The 13,825-nt window shown below is 62.6% G+C and carries 9 protein-coding genes and 1 pseudogene; 6 read left to right on the forward strand and 4 right to left on the reverse strand.

Features of this window, described 5'->3' with window-relative positions:
- Positions 1-3: 3 nt before the first annotated feature.
- From fdhF to RW095_RS23270, 3 genes are read right to left on the reverse strand one after another with little or no spacing between them, the layout of a single operon-like run.
- Positions 4-2,955 carry a formate dehydrogenase subunit alpha gene (gene fdhF / locus RW095_RS23260; protein WP_317021342.1) on the reverse strand — a complete coding sequence of 984 codons (2,952 nt, stop codon included), beginning with the start codon at positions 2,953-2,955 and terminating at the stop codon, positions 4-6.
- Between the two features lie 15 nt (positions 2,956-2,970).
- Entirely contained in the window at positions 2,971-4,536 is a 1,566-nt protein-coding gene (locus tag RW095_RS23265) for a formate dehydrogenase beta subunit (protein ID WP_317021343.1), read from the reverse strand.
- Positions 4,533-5,018, reverse strand: coding sequence for an NAD(P)H-dependent oxidoreductase subunit E (locus tag RW095_RS23270; protein ID WP_128595646.1), 486 nt, complete (start codon positions 5,016-5,018; stop codon positions 4,533-4,535). Before RW095_RS23270 ends, RW095_RS23265 begins: the two co-directional genes overlap by 4 nt.
- Before the next feature lie 134 nt (positions 5,019-5,152).
- On the opposite strand from RW095_RS23270, the gene RW095_RS23275 reads away from it, so the two are divergent.
- Both RW095_RS23275 and RW095_RS23280 read left to right on the forward strand, forming a co-directional pair.
- A complete protein-coding gene (locus tag RW095_RS23275) occupies positions 5,153-6,232 on the forward strand; it encodes a substrate-binding domain-containing protein (RefSeq protein WP_317021344.1) in 1,080 nt (359 codons plus the stop codon).
- Positions 6,233-6,343: 111 nt separating this feature from the next.
- Positions 6,344-6,610, forward strand: coding sequence for a hypothetical protein (locus RW095_RS23280; protein WP_317021345.1), 267 nt, complete (start codon positions 6,344-6,346; stop codon positions 6,608-6,610).
- Between the two features lie 81 nt (positions 6,611-6,691).
- Here the strand turns inward: RW095_RS23280 and RW095_RS23285 are convergent, their stop codons facing one another.
- Positions 6,692-7,051, reverse strand: a complete 360-nt coding sequence (locus tag RW095_RS23285; protein ID WP_317021346.1) for a COG4315 family predicted lipoprotein — start codon at positions 7,049-7,051, stop codon at positions 6,692-6,694.
- Between the two features lie 842 nt (positions 7,052-7,893).
- On the opposite strand from RW095_RS23285, the gene RW095_RS23290 reads away from it, so the two are divergent.
- The 4 genes and pseudogenes from RW095_RS23290 to RW095_RS23305 all read left to right on the forward strand — a co-directional run bounded on the left by RW095_RS23290 (position 7,894) and on the right by RW095_RS23305 (position 13,798).
- Positions 7,894-8,850, forward strand: a complete 957-nt coding sequence (locus RW095_RS23290; protein WP_317021347.1) for a lysophospholipid acyltransferase family protein — start codon at positions 7,894-7,896, stop codon at positions 8,848-8,850.
- Between the two features lie 123 nt (positions 8,851-8,973).
- Positions 8,974-10,167, forward strand: a complete 1,194-nt coding sequence (locus tag RW095_RS23295) for an HlyD family secretion protein (protein ID WP_317021348.1) — start codon at positions 8,974-8,976, stop codon at positions 10,165-10,167.
- Between the two features lie 2 nt (positions 10,168-10,169).
- A pseudogene (locus tag RW095_RS23300) lies at positions 10,170-12,270 on the forward strand (peptidase domain-containing ABC transporter).
- Entirely contained in the window at positions 12,263-13,798 is a 1,536-nt protein-coding gene (locus RW095_RS23305) for a TolC family outer membrane protein (RefSeq protein WP_317021349.1), read from the forward strand. Before RW095_RS23300 ends, RW095_RS23305 begins: the two are co-directional and overlap by 8 nt.
- Positions 13,799-13,825: the final 27 nt, after the last annotated feature.

Raw genomic sequence — 13,825 nt, forward strand, 5'->3', positions numbered from 1 at the left:
GCCTCACTTGCCCGCGGTCGCGTTGGTCAGCTCGCGCTGCTTCAGCAGTTCGAGTTGCTCCGCATTGAAGCGCGAATACTCTTTCTGCCATTGCGACGGCTGTTCGACCGGCATCACCTGCACCGCCGTCACCTTGTATTCCGGACAGTTGGTCGCCCAGTCCGAGCTATCGGTCGTGATCACGTTCGCGCCCGATTCGGGGAAATGGAACGTCGTATAGACGACGCCCGGCTGCATCCGCTCGGTGACCTTCGCACGCAGTACGGTCTGTCCCGCGCGCGATTCGATGCCGACCCAGTCGCCTGTCTTGATGCCGCGTTCTTCTGCGTCGTGCGGATGCAGTTCGAGGCGGTCCTCGTCGTGCCAGCGCGAGTTCTCGGTGCGGCGCGTTTGTGCGCCCACGTTGTACTGCGACAGGATGCGCCCGGTGGTGAGCAGCAGCGGAAATTTGCGTGTGACTTTTTCCGGCGACGCGATGAACTTCGTAATCACGAACTTGCCCTTGCCGCGCACGAACGTGTCGATGTGCATGGTCGGCGTGCCGTCGGGCGCCTCTTCGTTGCAAGGCCACTGAATACTGCCGAGCTCGTCGATCTTTTTGTACGACACACCGTGGAAGGTCGGCGTGAGACGCGCGATTTCGTCCATGATCTCGGACGGATGCGCGTAGTCCATTTCATAGCCGAGTGCGCGCGAGAGCAGCAGCGTGACTTCCCAGTCGGCGTAGCCCGGCACCGGCGGCATGACCTTGCGCACGCGCGAGATGCGGCGCTCCGCGTTCGTGAAGGTGCCGTCCTTTTCGAGGAAGGTCGAGCCGGGCAGCAGCACATGTGCATACTTCGCGGTCTCGTTCAGGAAAATATCCTGTACGACGATGCATTCCATCGACGACAACGCAGCGGCCACATGGTGCGTGTTCGGGTCCGACTGTACGATGTCCTCGCCCTGGCAATACAGGCCCATGAAGCTGCCGTCGAGTGCTGCGTCGAACATGTTCGGAATGCGCAAGCCCGGCTCGGTTTGCAGCGTGACATTCCACGCGTCCTCGAACTGCGAGCGCACGATCGTATCGCTGATGTGCCGATAGCCCGGCAGTTCGTGAGGGAACGAGCCCATGTCGCACGAACCCTGCACGTTGTTCTGGCCGCGCAGCGGATTGACGCCGACGCCTTCGCGGCCGATGTTGCCGGTGGCCATCGCGAGGTTCGCAATGCCCATCACCATCGTCGAGCCCTGCGCGTGTTCGGTGACGCCGAGGCCGTAGTAGATCGCGGCATTGCCGCCCGTCGCATAGATGCGCGCGGCTTCGCGCACGTCCTTGGCCGGCACGCCGGTCATCGCTTCCGTTGCTTCCGGCGCATTCTCCGGCAGCGCGACGAAATCGCGCCATTGCTCGAACGCGCGTCCCTCGCAGCGCTCCGCGATGAACGCTTCGTTCAGCAGCCCTTCGGTCACGATGACATGAGCGAGCGCATTGACTATCGCTACATTGGTGCCCGGGCGCAATTGCAGATGATGCGACGCCCTTACGTGCGGCGTATCGACGATGTCGATGCGCCGCGGATCGACGACGATCAGCTTCGCGCCTTCGCGCACGCGGCGCTTCAGACGCGAGCCGAACACCGGATGGCCGTCGGTCGGATTCGCGCCGATCACCATGATCACCTCGGCCTTATCGACCGAGGCGAAGGTCTGCGTGCCCGCCGATTCGCCGAGCGTCGTCTTCAGGCCATAGCCGGTCGGCGAATGGCACACGCGTGCGCAGGTGTCGACGTTGTTGTTGCCGAACGCGGCGCGCACGAGCTTCTGCACGAGATACGTTTCTTCGTTCGTACAACGCGACGAGGTAATCCCGCCGATCGAATCGCGCCCGTGCTTCGCCTGGATGCGGCGGAATTCGGAAGCTGCGTAATTGATCGCTTCTTCCCAGCTCACTTCGCGCCACGGGTCGGTGATCTTCGCGCGGATCATCGGCTTGGTGATGCGGTCCTTGTGCGTCGCATAGCCCCATGCAAAGCGGCCCTTCACGCATGCGTGGCCTTCATTCGCCTGACCGTTCTTGAACGGCACCATGCGTACGACCTGGTTGCCCTTCATCTCGGCCTTGAACGAGCAGCCGACGCCGCAATACGCGCAGGTGGTGACGACCGAATGTTCGGCCTGGCCGAGCATGACCACGGTCTTTTCCTGCAGCGTCGCGGTGGGGCACGCGGAGACGCACGCGCCACACGACACGCACTCCGATTCCATGAACGGCTGGTTTTCGCTGGCTGCCACGCGCGATTCGAAACCGCGCCCCGCGATGGTCAGCGCGAACGTACCTTGGGTTTCTTCGCATGCGCGCACGCAGCGATTGCACACGATGCATTTCGCCGGATCGTACGTGAAGTACGGATTCGATTCGTCCTTCTTGTCTTGCAGGTGATTTGCACCGTCGATCCCGTAGCGCACTTCGCGCAGTCCGGTGACCCCCGCCATGTCCTGCAACTCGCAGTCGCCGTTCGCGGGGCAGGTCAGGCAATCGAGCGGGTGATCGGAGATATACAGTTCCATCACGTTGCGGCGCAGCGATTGCAAACGATCGCTTTGCGTGCGCACCTTCATGCCGGCTTCGACCGGCGTCGTGCACGAGGCCGGATAGCCGCGCTTGCCTTCGATCTCGACGAGACACAAGCGGCACGAGCCGAACGGTTCGAGCGAATCGGTCGCGCAGAGCTTCGGCACATTCACGCCGGCTTCGATAGCGGCGCGCATCACCGATGTGCCGGCCGGCACCGTTATCGCCTGGCCGTCGATTTCCAGCGTCACGTCGACGTCGGAGTGACGCTCGGGCGTGCCGTAATCCGTGTCGTCGAAGTAGGAGCGCGGGGCGCGCGATTGTGCTTGCGCCTGTGATTTGCACGCGCAGTTGCCGGAGCCGCAGCCGCCGGCAGGAGTATTGAGCATGTCTGACATGGTTGGGCTCCTCGTTCAGGCCGCGGCTTTCGGTGCGTCGGCGCGAGCGTCGGCGAGACCGAAGTCTTCAGGAAAATGGTCGAGTGCGGACAGCACGGGGTAGGGTGTCATGCCGCCCATCGCACACAGTGAGCCGGACACCATCGTGTCGCAAAGATCGCGCAGCAACTGCACTTGCCGCGTGGACGTGTCGCCGTTACGGATCCGTGCGATCACTTCGACGCCGCGTGTGGAACCGATGCGGCACGGCGTGCACTTGCCGCACGATTCGAGCGCGCAGAAGTGCATCGCGTATTGCGCGAGTTCGGCCAGATTCGACGTGTCGTCGTGTACGACGAGACCGCCGTGACCGACCACGGCGCCGACCGCCGCATACGCTTCGTAATCCATCGGGATGTCCCACTGGCTTTCCGGCAGATAGGTGCCGAGCGGGCCGCCAACTTGCACGGCGCGCGCGGGCCGGCCGCTTGCCGTGCCGCCGCCGTAGTCGTGGATCAGTTCACGCAGTGTCACGCCGAATGCAAGTTCGACGAGGCCGCCTTGCTTGACGTTGCCTGCCAACTGGAACGGCAGCGTGCCGCGCGAACGGCCCATGCCGAAGTCTTTGTAGAACGCCGCGCCGCGCGCGAAGATGATCGGCACCGTGGCCAGCGTGATGACGTTGTTGATCACCGTCGGCTGGCCGTACAGGCCGACCAGCGCGGGCACCGGCGGCTTCGCGCGGACGATGCCGCGCTTGCCTTCGAGCGATTCGAGCAGCGCGGTTTCTTCGCCGCACACGTACGAGCCGGCGCCCTTCGCGACGAACAGCTCGAAGCGATGCGCGGAGCCGAGCACGCTGTCGCCGAGCCAGCCGGCGGCGCGCGCCTTTGCGATTGCGGCTTCGAGCGTCGCGATCGAATGCGGATATTCGCTGCGCACGTAGATATAGCCGGCCGTTGCGCCGGTCACGACGCCCGCGATGATCATGCCTTCGATCAGCACATAGGGGTCGCTTTCCATCACGAGGCGATCGGAGAACGTGCCGGAGTCGCCTTCGTCCGCATTGCAGACGATGTACTTTTGCGCTGCCTTTGCCGCGCGCACGGTGCGCCATTTGATGCCGGCGGGAAACGCCGCGCCGCCGCGTCCGCGCAAGCCCGATTCGATCAGCGCTTCGCATGCGGCGTCGCCGTCGGTTTGCAAAGCCTGGCGTAAGCCTTCGAGACCGCCGTGCGCGATGTAGTCGTCGGTGGAAAGCGGGTCGGTGATGCCGATGCGCGCGAACGTCAGGCGCTGTTGCTTCTTCAGATACGGAATCTCGTCGACCGCGCCGACACGGCGAGCATGCTCGCCACCGTCGATGAAGCCTGCGTCGAAGAGCGCGCCTACGTCACTTTCCTCGACGTTCGCGTAACCGACGCGGCCTTCGGCCGTTTGCACTTCGACGAGCGGTTCGAGCCACAGCAAGCCGCGCGAGCCGTTGCGGATCAACTCTATCGCGATGCCGCGGCGTGCGGCCTCGGCTTTGATCGCGTCGGCCAGCGCATCGGCGCCGAGTGCGAGCGCCGACGAATCGCGGGGAACATAGATGCGCGTCATGCCGTCACCTCCACGCATTTGCTGGCGGCCGCGAAAATCGCGTCGAATTTCTGCGGCGTAACCTTGGCATGCAGCGTGCCGTTCACCATCATCGCCGGCGACAGCGCGCATTGGCCAAGGCAGTACACCGACTCGAGTTCCACCGCGTCGCCGGTTTCATGCGCGGCATCGAAGCGGCAGCCCGTATGCGACTCGATGTGCTGCGCAAGCGCCTCGGTGCCCATGCTGCGGCAGGCTTCCGCGCGGCACAGTTGCACCGTGACGGGCGCCGCCGGCCGGGTGCGGAAATGGTGGTAGTAGGTGATGACGCCGTGCACTTCCGCGCGCGACAGGTTCATCACGCGAGCGAGCGATGGGACCGTGGCGGGCGGTACGTACCCGAGTTCGTCCTGAATCGCATGCAGCACCGCTATCAGCGACATGCCGGGCTGCGCGTGACGCTCTACGAGCTGTTCCGGCGCGAAGGCGATGAGATCGTCCAAGTGGGGGCTCCTCCAAAGTCATATATGCACTTGTTATTCCTAATGTGTGCACTTATGCTTCGTTTATTCAATATGGGATAGCCGAACGATAGGCGGGCGAAACGGCCTATGCAATAGGAGAAACCTGTACATATATGATCAGGATCGAGTGCCGCGCGCAACTGGTGTTGAAGGGCCCGGACGGTCGGGAGGCAAGCCTGTCGGACGTCGTGCCGTTGCTCGCTCTCGTGAACGAGTCGGGCAGCATTGCGCAGGCGGCGACGCTTAAGGGTTTGTCCTACCGTCACGCGTGGGGTTTGTTGCGTGGAATCGAGGAGCGCCTGGGTGGGCCGCTGATTGCGAAGGAGCGCGGCCGGGGTTCGGTGCTCTCGGAACTCGGGCACGCGGTGCTGCGTGCCCAGCGTTTATGCGGCGAGCGGCTCGACGGCAATATGCAGGCGCTGGCGAGCGAGGTGGCAAGCGACCTGAATCGTTGGCTCGCGCCGCCCGTCGATCACGTGCGCATTCATGCATCGCATGGCTATGCCGTGGCGGCGCTCGTGACCGCGCTCGTCGCCAATGAGTTGCCCGTCGAAATCAAATACCGCGACGGTGCCGACGCCGTGAGTGCGCTCGCGCGCGGCGAATGCGAACTGGCCGGCTTCCATTTGCCGCTCGGCGAGTTCCGCGAGGCGTGCGCCGATACCTACCGGCGCTGGCTCGATCCGCAACGCCATGTGCTCGTGCATCTGACGCGGCGCAAGCAGGGGCTTTTTCTCGGCAAGGGCAACCCCAAGACCATCGGCGGCTTGAGCGACCTCGCGCGCGACGACATTCGCTTCGTCAATCGTCAGCATGGCTCCGGCACGCGCATGCTGCTGGACCTGGCGCTTACAAAGCTCGGCATCGATCCGGATCGCGTGAATGGCTATGCGTCGGCCGAGCTTACGCATTCGGCGATCGCCGCATTCGTTGCAAGCGGCATGGCAGACGTGGGATTTGGCGTAGAACCGGCGGCGCATCATTTCGGTCTCGACTTCATTCCTGCCGTCGACGAGGACTATTACTTCGCATGCGACCGCGCGCGGCTCGATCGCGAACCGCTGTCCACGGTGATAGAGCTGTTGCGCGGCAGCGCGTTTCATCAGAGCGTCGATCAATTGCAGGGCTACGATCCGCGCGAGTGCGGCAAACTCGTGGACCTCGAAGCAGGATTGAGCGGAGCAGGCGCGTAAGCGGCCGTAAACATCGTGGGGCCTTCGACGCTGCGTATGGCTTTCGTTTGGGATACTCTCTAAGCTTCCGCTTTTGCCCAACCGCGCGGCCAGGCCGCGCCACGAATCGATATGAAAGTTCTTCTACATGCATGCGCCGCCGCAGCGTCGGCCGGCTTGCTCCTCGCGACTATTCCGGTCGCTTTCGCGCAGAACTCGCCCGGCGTGCCGGGCGGCATTCTGCAGGAGCAGTTTCGGCTCGCTGAACATCCGCAAATGCCGTTCGCGGCTTCTGCGCCGTCGGACAAATATCAGTCGGACAAGAAGTCGGCCATGCGCAAGCGCGGCGACCTGGGCGACCCGAACGGCTGCAATTTGCGGTGTCCGAAAGACGAGTAGGTTGCTGCTTCGTGCATTTCTTCTGATTGAGACGCCGGCGCCTTGCCGGCGTTTTTCGTTGGTTTTGCGCTTCGGCGCCGGTTACGGCTTCGCCGTGTGCCAGACGTCCTTGAAGCCGTCTCCTTTTGCGTCCCCCGCTTGCTTGTCCGCCGCGTAGCGATAGAGCGGATGACCTTTGTACGCCCATTGCTGCTTGCCGTCCGCCGACGGAATCAGTGTCCAGTCGCCGGACGGCTTGTCGGAGGGGCCCGCCACGGCAGCCGGCCAATAGCTCATGCAGCCGCCCGTGCAGGCGCTGACACCTGGCGTGGTGTCCTTGTCGAAGGTGTAGAGCGTCATGCCGTCCGCGGTAACGAAGCGGCCGTCCATCACCTTCGGAGGTTCGGCAAAAGCGGCCTGTTGCAGTGTCAGCAGGGCGAGGCAGAAGAGGGTTTTGCGCATGATGTCGGCTCCTGTTGTTTGTGATCGTATGAGTTAGCGCGCAAGGCGGCTCGCGTCCGCGCGTGAGGTATCAACGAACCAGCCGGTGGGTTTATTCCGGGCTTGTCGGATGTGTTTTCTATTCGCTTGCGGCCCAGCGGACTGAGACTACGCATGCCGCTTGCACTGTCAGAGTAGGCGACCTGTCGCGTTTAGCAAGCCGCCCTGAAAGAGCAAAAGGCGAGGGCGTGAATTAATTGCCGCTTCATCGAATTGAGCCAATTCCTATTCGACCTTAGGAGTATTTCTCGATGCATGTAGTATTAATAAATCATCCCGGTGAATGATTTGCAGATAAATCCGGTTGTGAATGAGGAATGGTTGAATAGTGTTTTTTGAGCATGTGTGCACATACCGGCGCTTAGACATGGAGTCAATCGATAACGACGACTGCCGGGGTTAATAGCGTAGGCAGGCTGGCCATGTGCTTTGCCGAGTAAACGTCATTCGGAATTTTCGGAGATTTAACAAAGAAAAACCCGACGAATCAGCATAATTGAAAAATTGCGTCAAGATTGCGTTTTGGGAAAATATCGGATGCTAGAATCGGCGCCGCTCGATGAGTAAAAACTCGCTCACGAGCTATTCATTGATTAAGTTAACTTAGGTAAATAAAAATGCAAAAGATCAATCGTAGTGAACTGGCCAAATCCGCTGTTGCTGGCGGCTGCTGCAAGAGCAGCTGCGCAAAGACGACGCAGACGACGCTGAAGAGCGCTGCTCCGGTCAAGCCGCGCGCCTAATGTTCGAACGTGCCGGGACCGCGCCCGCTGGCGCGGTCCCGGCACACGAAACAACGCCAAATGAAGAAGCCGTGGGTCGTCGGGTGGGGCTTGCTGACTTTCCTGCGCAACAGGTTCGCGAGTGCGAAGCGTGGCGTACAGGTCGTGTTCATTGCGCGCATGCCGCGTTCTGCAATTGAGACGCTGGCTGCCGTTTTATGGCGAATCTGTGGGGTTGTCGATGCGCGTACGCGCTGGGAAGGCATCTGCCGTTGCGAGATTGGCCGCGAGGTCCTGGACCTGGCGCTGCGCAACCCGGGCCGCGTTGCCGCCGGCCGCTTTCGGGAGCGCCTGATCGACCAGCGGATTTATTTCGGCCGGCTGTCGCGGGGCAGCGAAGCATGGCCCGACCTGCAGCAGGTCGCGAGTGCGCTCGCCAGGCAAATCGCGCAGTTGCAGGCAGATGAACCCGGGCGTCCGGTCATCGTGTCGCCGTTTCACTATGTATCGCAATACGCGAACATTTACGTTATCGACGAACTGCGGGCGCTGCTCGGACTCGAGTCGATCGCCGTGGTGTCCGGCGTGCCGCGAGATCTGTATGGCGATGACCATTCGCTCATACCGGGCGTGAACGTGCTGTACACCTACGGGGAAGACGATCGCAACGGCCTCGGCCTGCGTGTCGCGCGGGCGTTGAAGCGCAGTGGCGTCGTGGTGTTGTTTGCCGACGTGCCTCCGTTCGCGCTGCACCGTTATCCGATGGAGACGGTGAGCGTCTCCATGTTTGGGCGCAACGCGCGCATTCATAACGGTGTGTTTCGGCTGGGCGCGCAGTTCGACGCGATATTGTTGCCGTTCTATCTGCGCTTTCAGCGCGGCCGCTTCGGCGCCGAAATATTCGATCCGTTGCCGCTCGCCGGGACAGGCGCTGTTCAGCAAGTTGCAAGGTATATCGAAGCGGCCGCCGCGGACAACTATTCCGATTGGCTGGTTGCCGGACATCCGTCGATGTACTCGTTCGCGCCCGTTCGCTAAAGGTTTCCCTCCGGGTTTCCCGCCCGGCACGAGAGTCGCGGCGTCGCGTTCGTACCAAAAGCGCGCAGGCACAGAAATGCGTACAGACACAGCACCGGCTGGCATCCGCCAGCAACCAGGCTTATGGAACCGATCTATCTCCCACAATTCAGGGACGTCTCGTGGCGTTGGCTCGCCTATGTGGCGTCCACGTTCGTCATCGTCGCGGTCGTTTTCGCATTTGTTCACGACGTCGAGCTGAAACAGGACGTGCGCGCGGAAATCGTGTCGCCCTCCGAAATCAAGATCCAGGGGCTGACCGGCCTCGTCTCAGACATTTATGTTAGCCCCTCCGCGAGCGTCGGGCAGGGAGCACCGCTCTTCAGGCTGGAGCGCGATCTTTCGCTTGCGAGCGACGGTCGCCAGCGCCCTGCTTTTGACGCGCATGACCGCGACGAGCAGATCCGCACGAGCGAAGCGCAATACACGCAGCGCAAGGCGGACCTGAGCGCGCAGCTGGACGCCGCGCGTCTTGCCGCGCAAAGCCGTCGGGCGGAAATTCAGGCGCTTGATGAGCAATTGAGCCAGAACGAGCAGTTGGCGAACGAAGCGCAACGCACGGTGACGCGGCTCGAATCGGTGTCGGACTATGTCACCGCAGACCGCGTCGAACAGGCGAGGGCGGTGACGCATCAGGCGAAGGGATCCGTGGCGCAAAGCGCCGCGCGCCGTCAACAGTTGAACGCCGAACTCGGCGCGGCACTCGGCACGCAAACGGGATTCGGCGCGCAGCTGACCGAACTCGAAGCGCGGCATGCACGCGAACTCCAGGACATTCGTATGCGGTTCGAGCAGATCCGCCAGGACGCGACCATTTCCGCGCCGAAGGCAGGCGTCGTTACCTTTTCCGGCCTGGTTCCCGGCCGCACGCTCGCTGCGGACGACGTGGCACTCGTGATATCGACTGGCGAGAAGGGGCCGTTGCGCGCTGCGTTGCGTATTCCTTCGCGCCGGCGTGGCTTTATCCGCGAAGGGCAAGTTGTGCGGCTCAAGTTCGACGCGTTTCCCTATGCAAAATTCGGCAGCTACGCGGCGCGCATCGATTCGATCTCCCGCACCACCGTGCGATCAGGGATGTCACCGGCGGGCGCTTCGGAGCCGCGCAGTACGCAAGGCGACTACATGGCGTGGGCCACGTTAAGCGACGACCAGTTCAAGTTCGAACGGCAACGCTTCGACATTCTGCCCGGCATGAGCGCGACGGCGAGCATCGTGATCGAGCGTCGCACCATCGCCGAATGGGTGCTCGCGCCATTTTTCCGCATGCTGCGAGCCTAACGATGCGCGCCATCTATCAAAATGAAGTTGCCGAGTGCGGCTACGCGTGTCTGGCGATGGTCCTGTCGCACTTCGGCCGGGCCATCGAAGTGCGCGAGTTGCAGGCATTCAGACCGATCTCGGCCAACGGTTTGACGCTGATGGACCTGTACGATGTGGCGGTCGAATTCGGTCTCGCCGTTCAGGCATACCGGTTTGACGCCGGCGATCTGCCGAGCATCAAGCGCGGTTCGATCCTGCACTTCGGCGGCGCGCATTTCGTCGTTTTCGAGAATTGCGGGCGTGGCTATGTGCAAGTGATCGATCCGGCGAGCGGCCGGCGGCGCATCTCCATGGACACCTTTGTCGCGAATGTGTCCGGCTACCTGCTCGAATGCGCGCCGACGCCAGCCATGCCGCGTGTGCGCAACAAGTCGCGTGTGCCGGCAGCCCTGGCTCGCGTGCGTGCGCTGAACCCGCAACTCACCGCGCAGATCGCCAAGGTGATGTTCGTCGCGCTCGGCAGCCAGTTCGCGATTCTCGCCATGCCGTACCTCGGCAATCTGTTGCTCGACGACGTCGTCGCCGCCGACAACCTGAACCTGCTCAATGTGCTGATGCTGACGTTCGCCGGCATTTTTATCGTCGGTGCGTTGAGCCAGTATGTTCAGACATACCTCGTCGAGCTTTTGCACGGTTTAGTGCAGATGAACATGACCGAGGGAATCATGGCGCAACTGTTGCGCAATCCCATTCCGTACTTCGAGAAGCGTCACGTTGGCGATCTGTTTGCGCGCGTGAAGGCGCAAGACGAAATCAGCGCCTTCACCACGCGGACTACGATCTCGGTGCATCGACGTGGCGGTCGGCATGCTCGCACTCGCATTGATGCTGGTGCAAAGCAGGCAACCGACGGTGATCGCCGTGCTGATTTTCACGGTCTACGTGGCGGTGTCGTTTGCGCTGTTTTCGCGCATGCGCGACACGCATGCACTGGTGCTGGAAGAGTCGGCGCGCTGCGACGACACGCTTATCGAAACGATCCGCGCGGCTTCGTTGATCAAGCTGTCGCAGGGCGAGGCGCGGCGCACGGCGATCTTCATGGCGAAATATCGCGCGTATATCGCGGCGTTGGTGCGCAACAGCCGCCTGGGGAGCGCACGCGACGCGATCCTCAAGCTTGTCGACTACGCGGACATGATCGCGGTGAGCTGGTTCGCCGCGCGTCTGATGCTGAGCGGCACGATTTCGGTGGGCGTGTTCTATTCGTTTCTGATCTACAAGTCGCTGCTGTCCGAGCGCTTTGCGCGAGCCGTCAACGCAGCCTTCGAGCATTTCATGCTGAGCGTTCCGGTTGCACGCGTGGGCGATATCGTCGATGGCGAAGCGGAACGGTACACGGCGCCCGGCGAGATGCATAAGGCCGTCGAGGTGCGAACTTTCGAGCGCATCGATGTGCGCGGTGTCAGCTTTCGCTACGGCGTTTCGGATCAACCGGTGCTCAAGGACGCGAACATCGTCATCCGGCGGGGCGACAAGGTCGTGATTACCGGCGCATCCGGAAGCGGCAAGTCGACGCTCTTCAAGCTGCTTGCGGCTGCCGAGCCGCTGCAGGACGGCGAGATCACGCTAAACGGGATCGCCTGGCCAAATCTCAGCGTCGATGAAATCCGCCGACATGGTGTTCATATGCGGCAGGGCGACCTGATCCTGCACGGCTCGATTGCCGACAACGTCTCACTTTTCGCGGGCAATCCGGACGAGGCGCGCATTCACGCATTGCTGGATGACGTCGGTTTGCTGCCCGATGTCATGCGCCTGCCGATGCGCACGCGAACGGTGATTAGCGACACGATCGCGAATATTTCGGCGGGCCAGCGGCAACGTTTGTTGCTCGCGCGAGCGTTGTATCAGCAACGAGAACTGCTGCTGCTCGATGAGGCGACTTCGAATCTCGACCCCGCGTCCGTACGGCATGTCGTCGACTTGTTGCTGCGTCTGGAGCGCACGGTGGTGGTCATTACGCATGACATGTCGCTCGCTTCGGCGTTCGACACGCGCTATCGATTGGTCGATGGTGAACTGCTATGCGAGCCTCGCGAGGGAGTTATGGTGGATGAATAAGCGCACGATGGCGGGCGCACTGCTTGTGTTCACCGGTGTGGCTTACGCGGGCGCCGCAGCGGCGGTCGATTTGCTCACCGTGGTGGAGCAGAGCACCGATCGCGACGCGGATCTGGCGGCGTTTCGCGCGGGCTCGAGAGCCGCGGGCGAGGCCGTGCCGAAAGCCCGCGCGGCGCTGCTGCCGCAACTGGAAGCCGGTTGGGGGCGGGCGTACAACAGCACAGTTACGGAGGGCCTTCCGAACACCCACTACTGGCAGAACGGGTGGACTGTCGCGCTGACGCAGCCGGTTTTCGACTGGAGCAGATGGACCACCTATAAGCAGGCGGACTTCGTTCAGGCGCGGGGCGCGGTGGATCTGGCGCGTGCGCAGCAATCGGCCATTTTGCGAGCCGTGCAAACGTACTTCGACGAACTCGCAGCCGAGGACGAACTGACACGCGCCAACGACTACACGGCGGCGCTAGATGTGCACCTGGACGAACTGCGGCGTCGACGGCGGGCCGGCGAGGCCACGGTGATCGATGTGCAGGAAGCCGAGGCGGCGCGCGAACAGGCGCAGTCGCAGCAACTGGATGCCCGCGACGACTTGCAGTTGAAACGGCTCGCGCTGGAACACATCACGGGGCAGCGGTTTGCAGGGCTGTCGCGCTTGTCGGACGCCGCGGTCATGCCAGGATTGCACCCGGACGACGTGGAAAGCTGGGCCTCGCAAGCCGAGGCACACGACTACACGGTGCAACTGAAGCAGATCGACCGGCGCATTGCCGAACTCGAGGTCGAGAAGGCTCGCGCCGCGCGGTTGCCGGTCGTGAATCTGACGGCGAGCCATACGCCGGCCGGCGCAGCGTCCGGCTACATCCGCCCGACGACGACAACGACGGCGATGCTGTCGGTGAGCATTCCCATTTTCGAAGGCGGTGCAACGAGCGCGAATATCGACGAAAAGCTGGCACTCGAAGATAGGGCGCAGGACGAACTGGTTGCGGCGACCCGTTTGGCCGGAGCGAGTGCGCGGGAATATTGGTCGCGATTTCTCGCCGGCGTCGCGCGGATCGAAGCGCTGTCGCGATTGGTGCAGAGTTCTCGCGCCGCGCTCAACGCGACGCAGGTCGGCTACCGGGTGGGCAGTCGCGGTAGCACGGATGTGCTGCGGGCATCTGACTCGTTTTTCGCGAATCGCCGTGATCTCATTCGGGCACGGTATGCAACAATCGTTGGGCTTCTTCAGCTGAAGGCGGCAACGGCAAGCCTGAATCTCGACGAGGTCGCGCGTGTCAATGAACTGGTGCTGAACGGTGAGGACCGTCAGGCGGTGGCTCACGTGGATGCGCAACACGCGGCGGTTGATGCAAAGGTGGAGCGGGCGGCGGTTGGGGCGAAGATGGGGCGGCCTGCGGTGGGCACTGAGATGCCGCGGGCGCTGGTTAGGGCGGAGCCGCCACAAGGGGTAATCTTGACGGATCTGCACCCTGCGGCGATTGACGCGGCCGTGCAGCGCGCGCTGGCTTCCATCCACCAGCAATAAGGCCGACGCAAATCTGCGCCGCACAAG

Source organism: Paraburkholderia kirstenboschensis (assembly GCF_032806925.1).
GTDB lineage: Bacteria > Pseudomonadota > Gammaproteobacteria > Burkholderiales > Burkholderiaceae > Paraburkholderia > Paraburkholderia kirstenboschensis.

Excerpts from the sequence above, each read along its gene's own strand:
- RW095_RS23305 (WP_317021349.1), top strand. The coding sequence starts at position 12,263 with ATGAATAAGCGCACGATGGCGGGCGCACTGCTTGTGTTCACCGGTGTG.
- RW095_RS23265 (WP_317021343.1), bottom strand. The coding sequence starts at position 4,536 with ATGACGCGCATCTATGTTCCCCGCGATTCGTCGGCGCTCGCACTCGGC.
- fdhF (WP_317021342.1), bottom strand. The coding sequence starts at position 2,955 with ATGTCAGACATGCTCAATACTCCTGCCGGCGGCTGCGGCTCCGGCAAC.
- RW095_RS23275 (WP_317021344.1), top strand. The coding sequence starts at position 5,153 with ATGATCAGGATCGAGTGCCGCGCGCAACTGGTGTTGAAGGGCCCGGAC.
- RW095_RS23295 (WP_317021348.1), top strand. The coding sequence starts at position 8,974 with ATGGAACCGATCTATCTCCCACAATTCAGGGACGTCTCGTGGCGTTGG.
- RW095_RS23280 (WP_317021345.1), top strand. The coding sequence starts at position 6,344 with ATGAAAGTTCTTCTACATGCATGCGCCGCCGCAGCGTCGGCCGGCTTG.
- RW095_RS23285 (WP_317021346.1), bottom strand. The coding sequence starts at position 7,051 with ATGCGCAAAACCCTCTTCTGCCTCGCCCTGCTGACACTGCAACAGGCC.
- RW095_RS23290 (WP_317021347.1), top strand. The coding sequence starts at position 7,894 with ATGAAGAAGCCGTGGGTCGTCGGGTGGGGCTTGCTGACTTTCCTGCGC.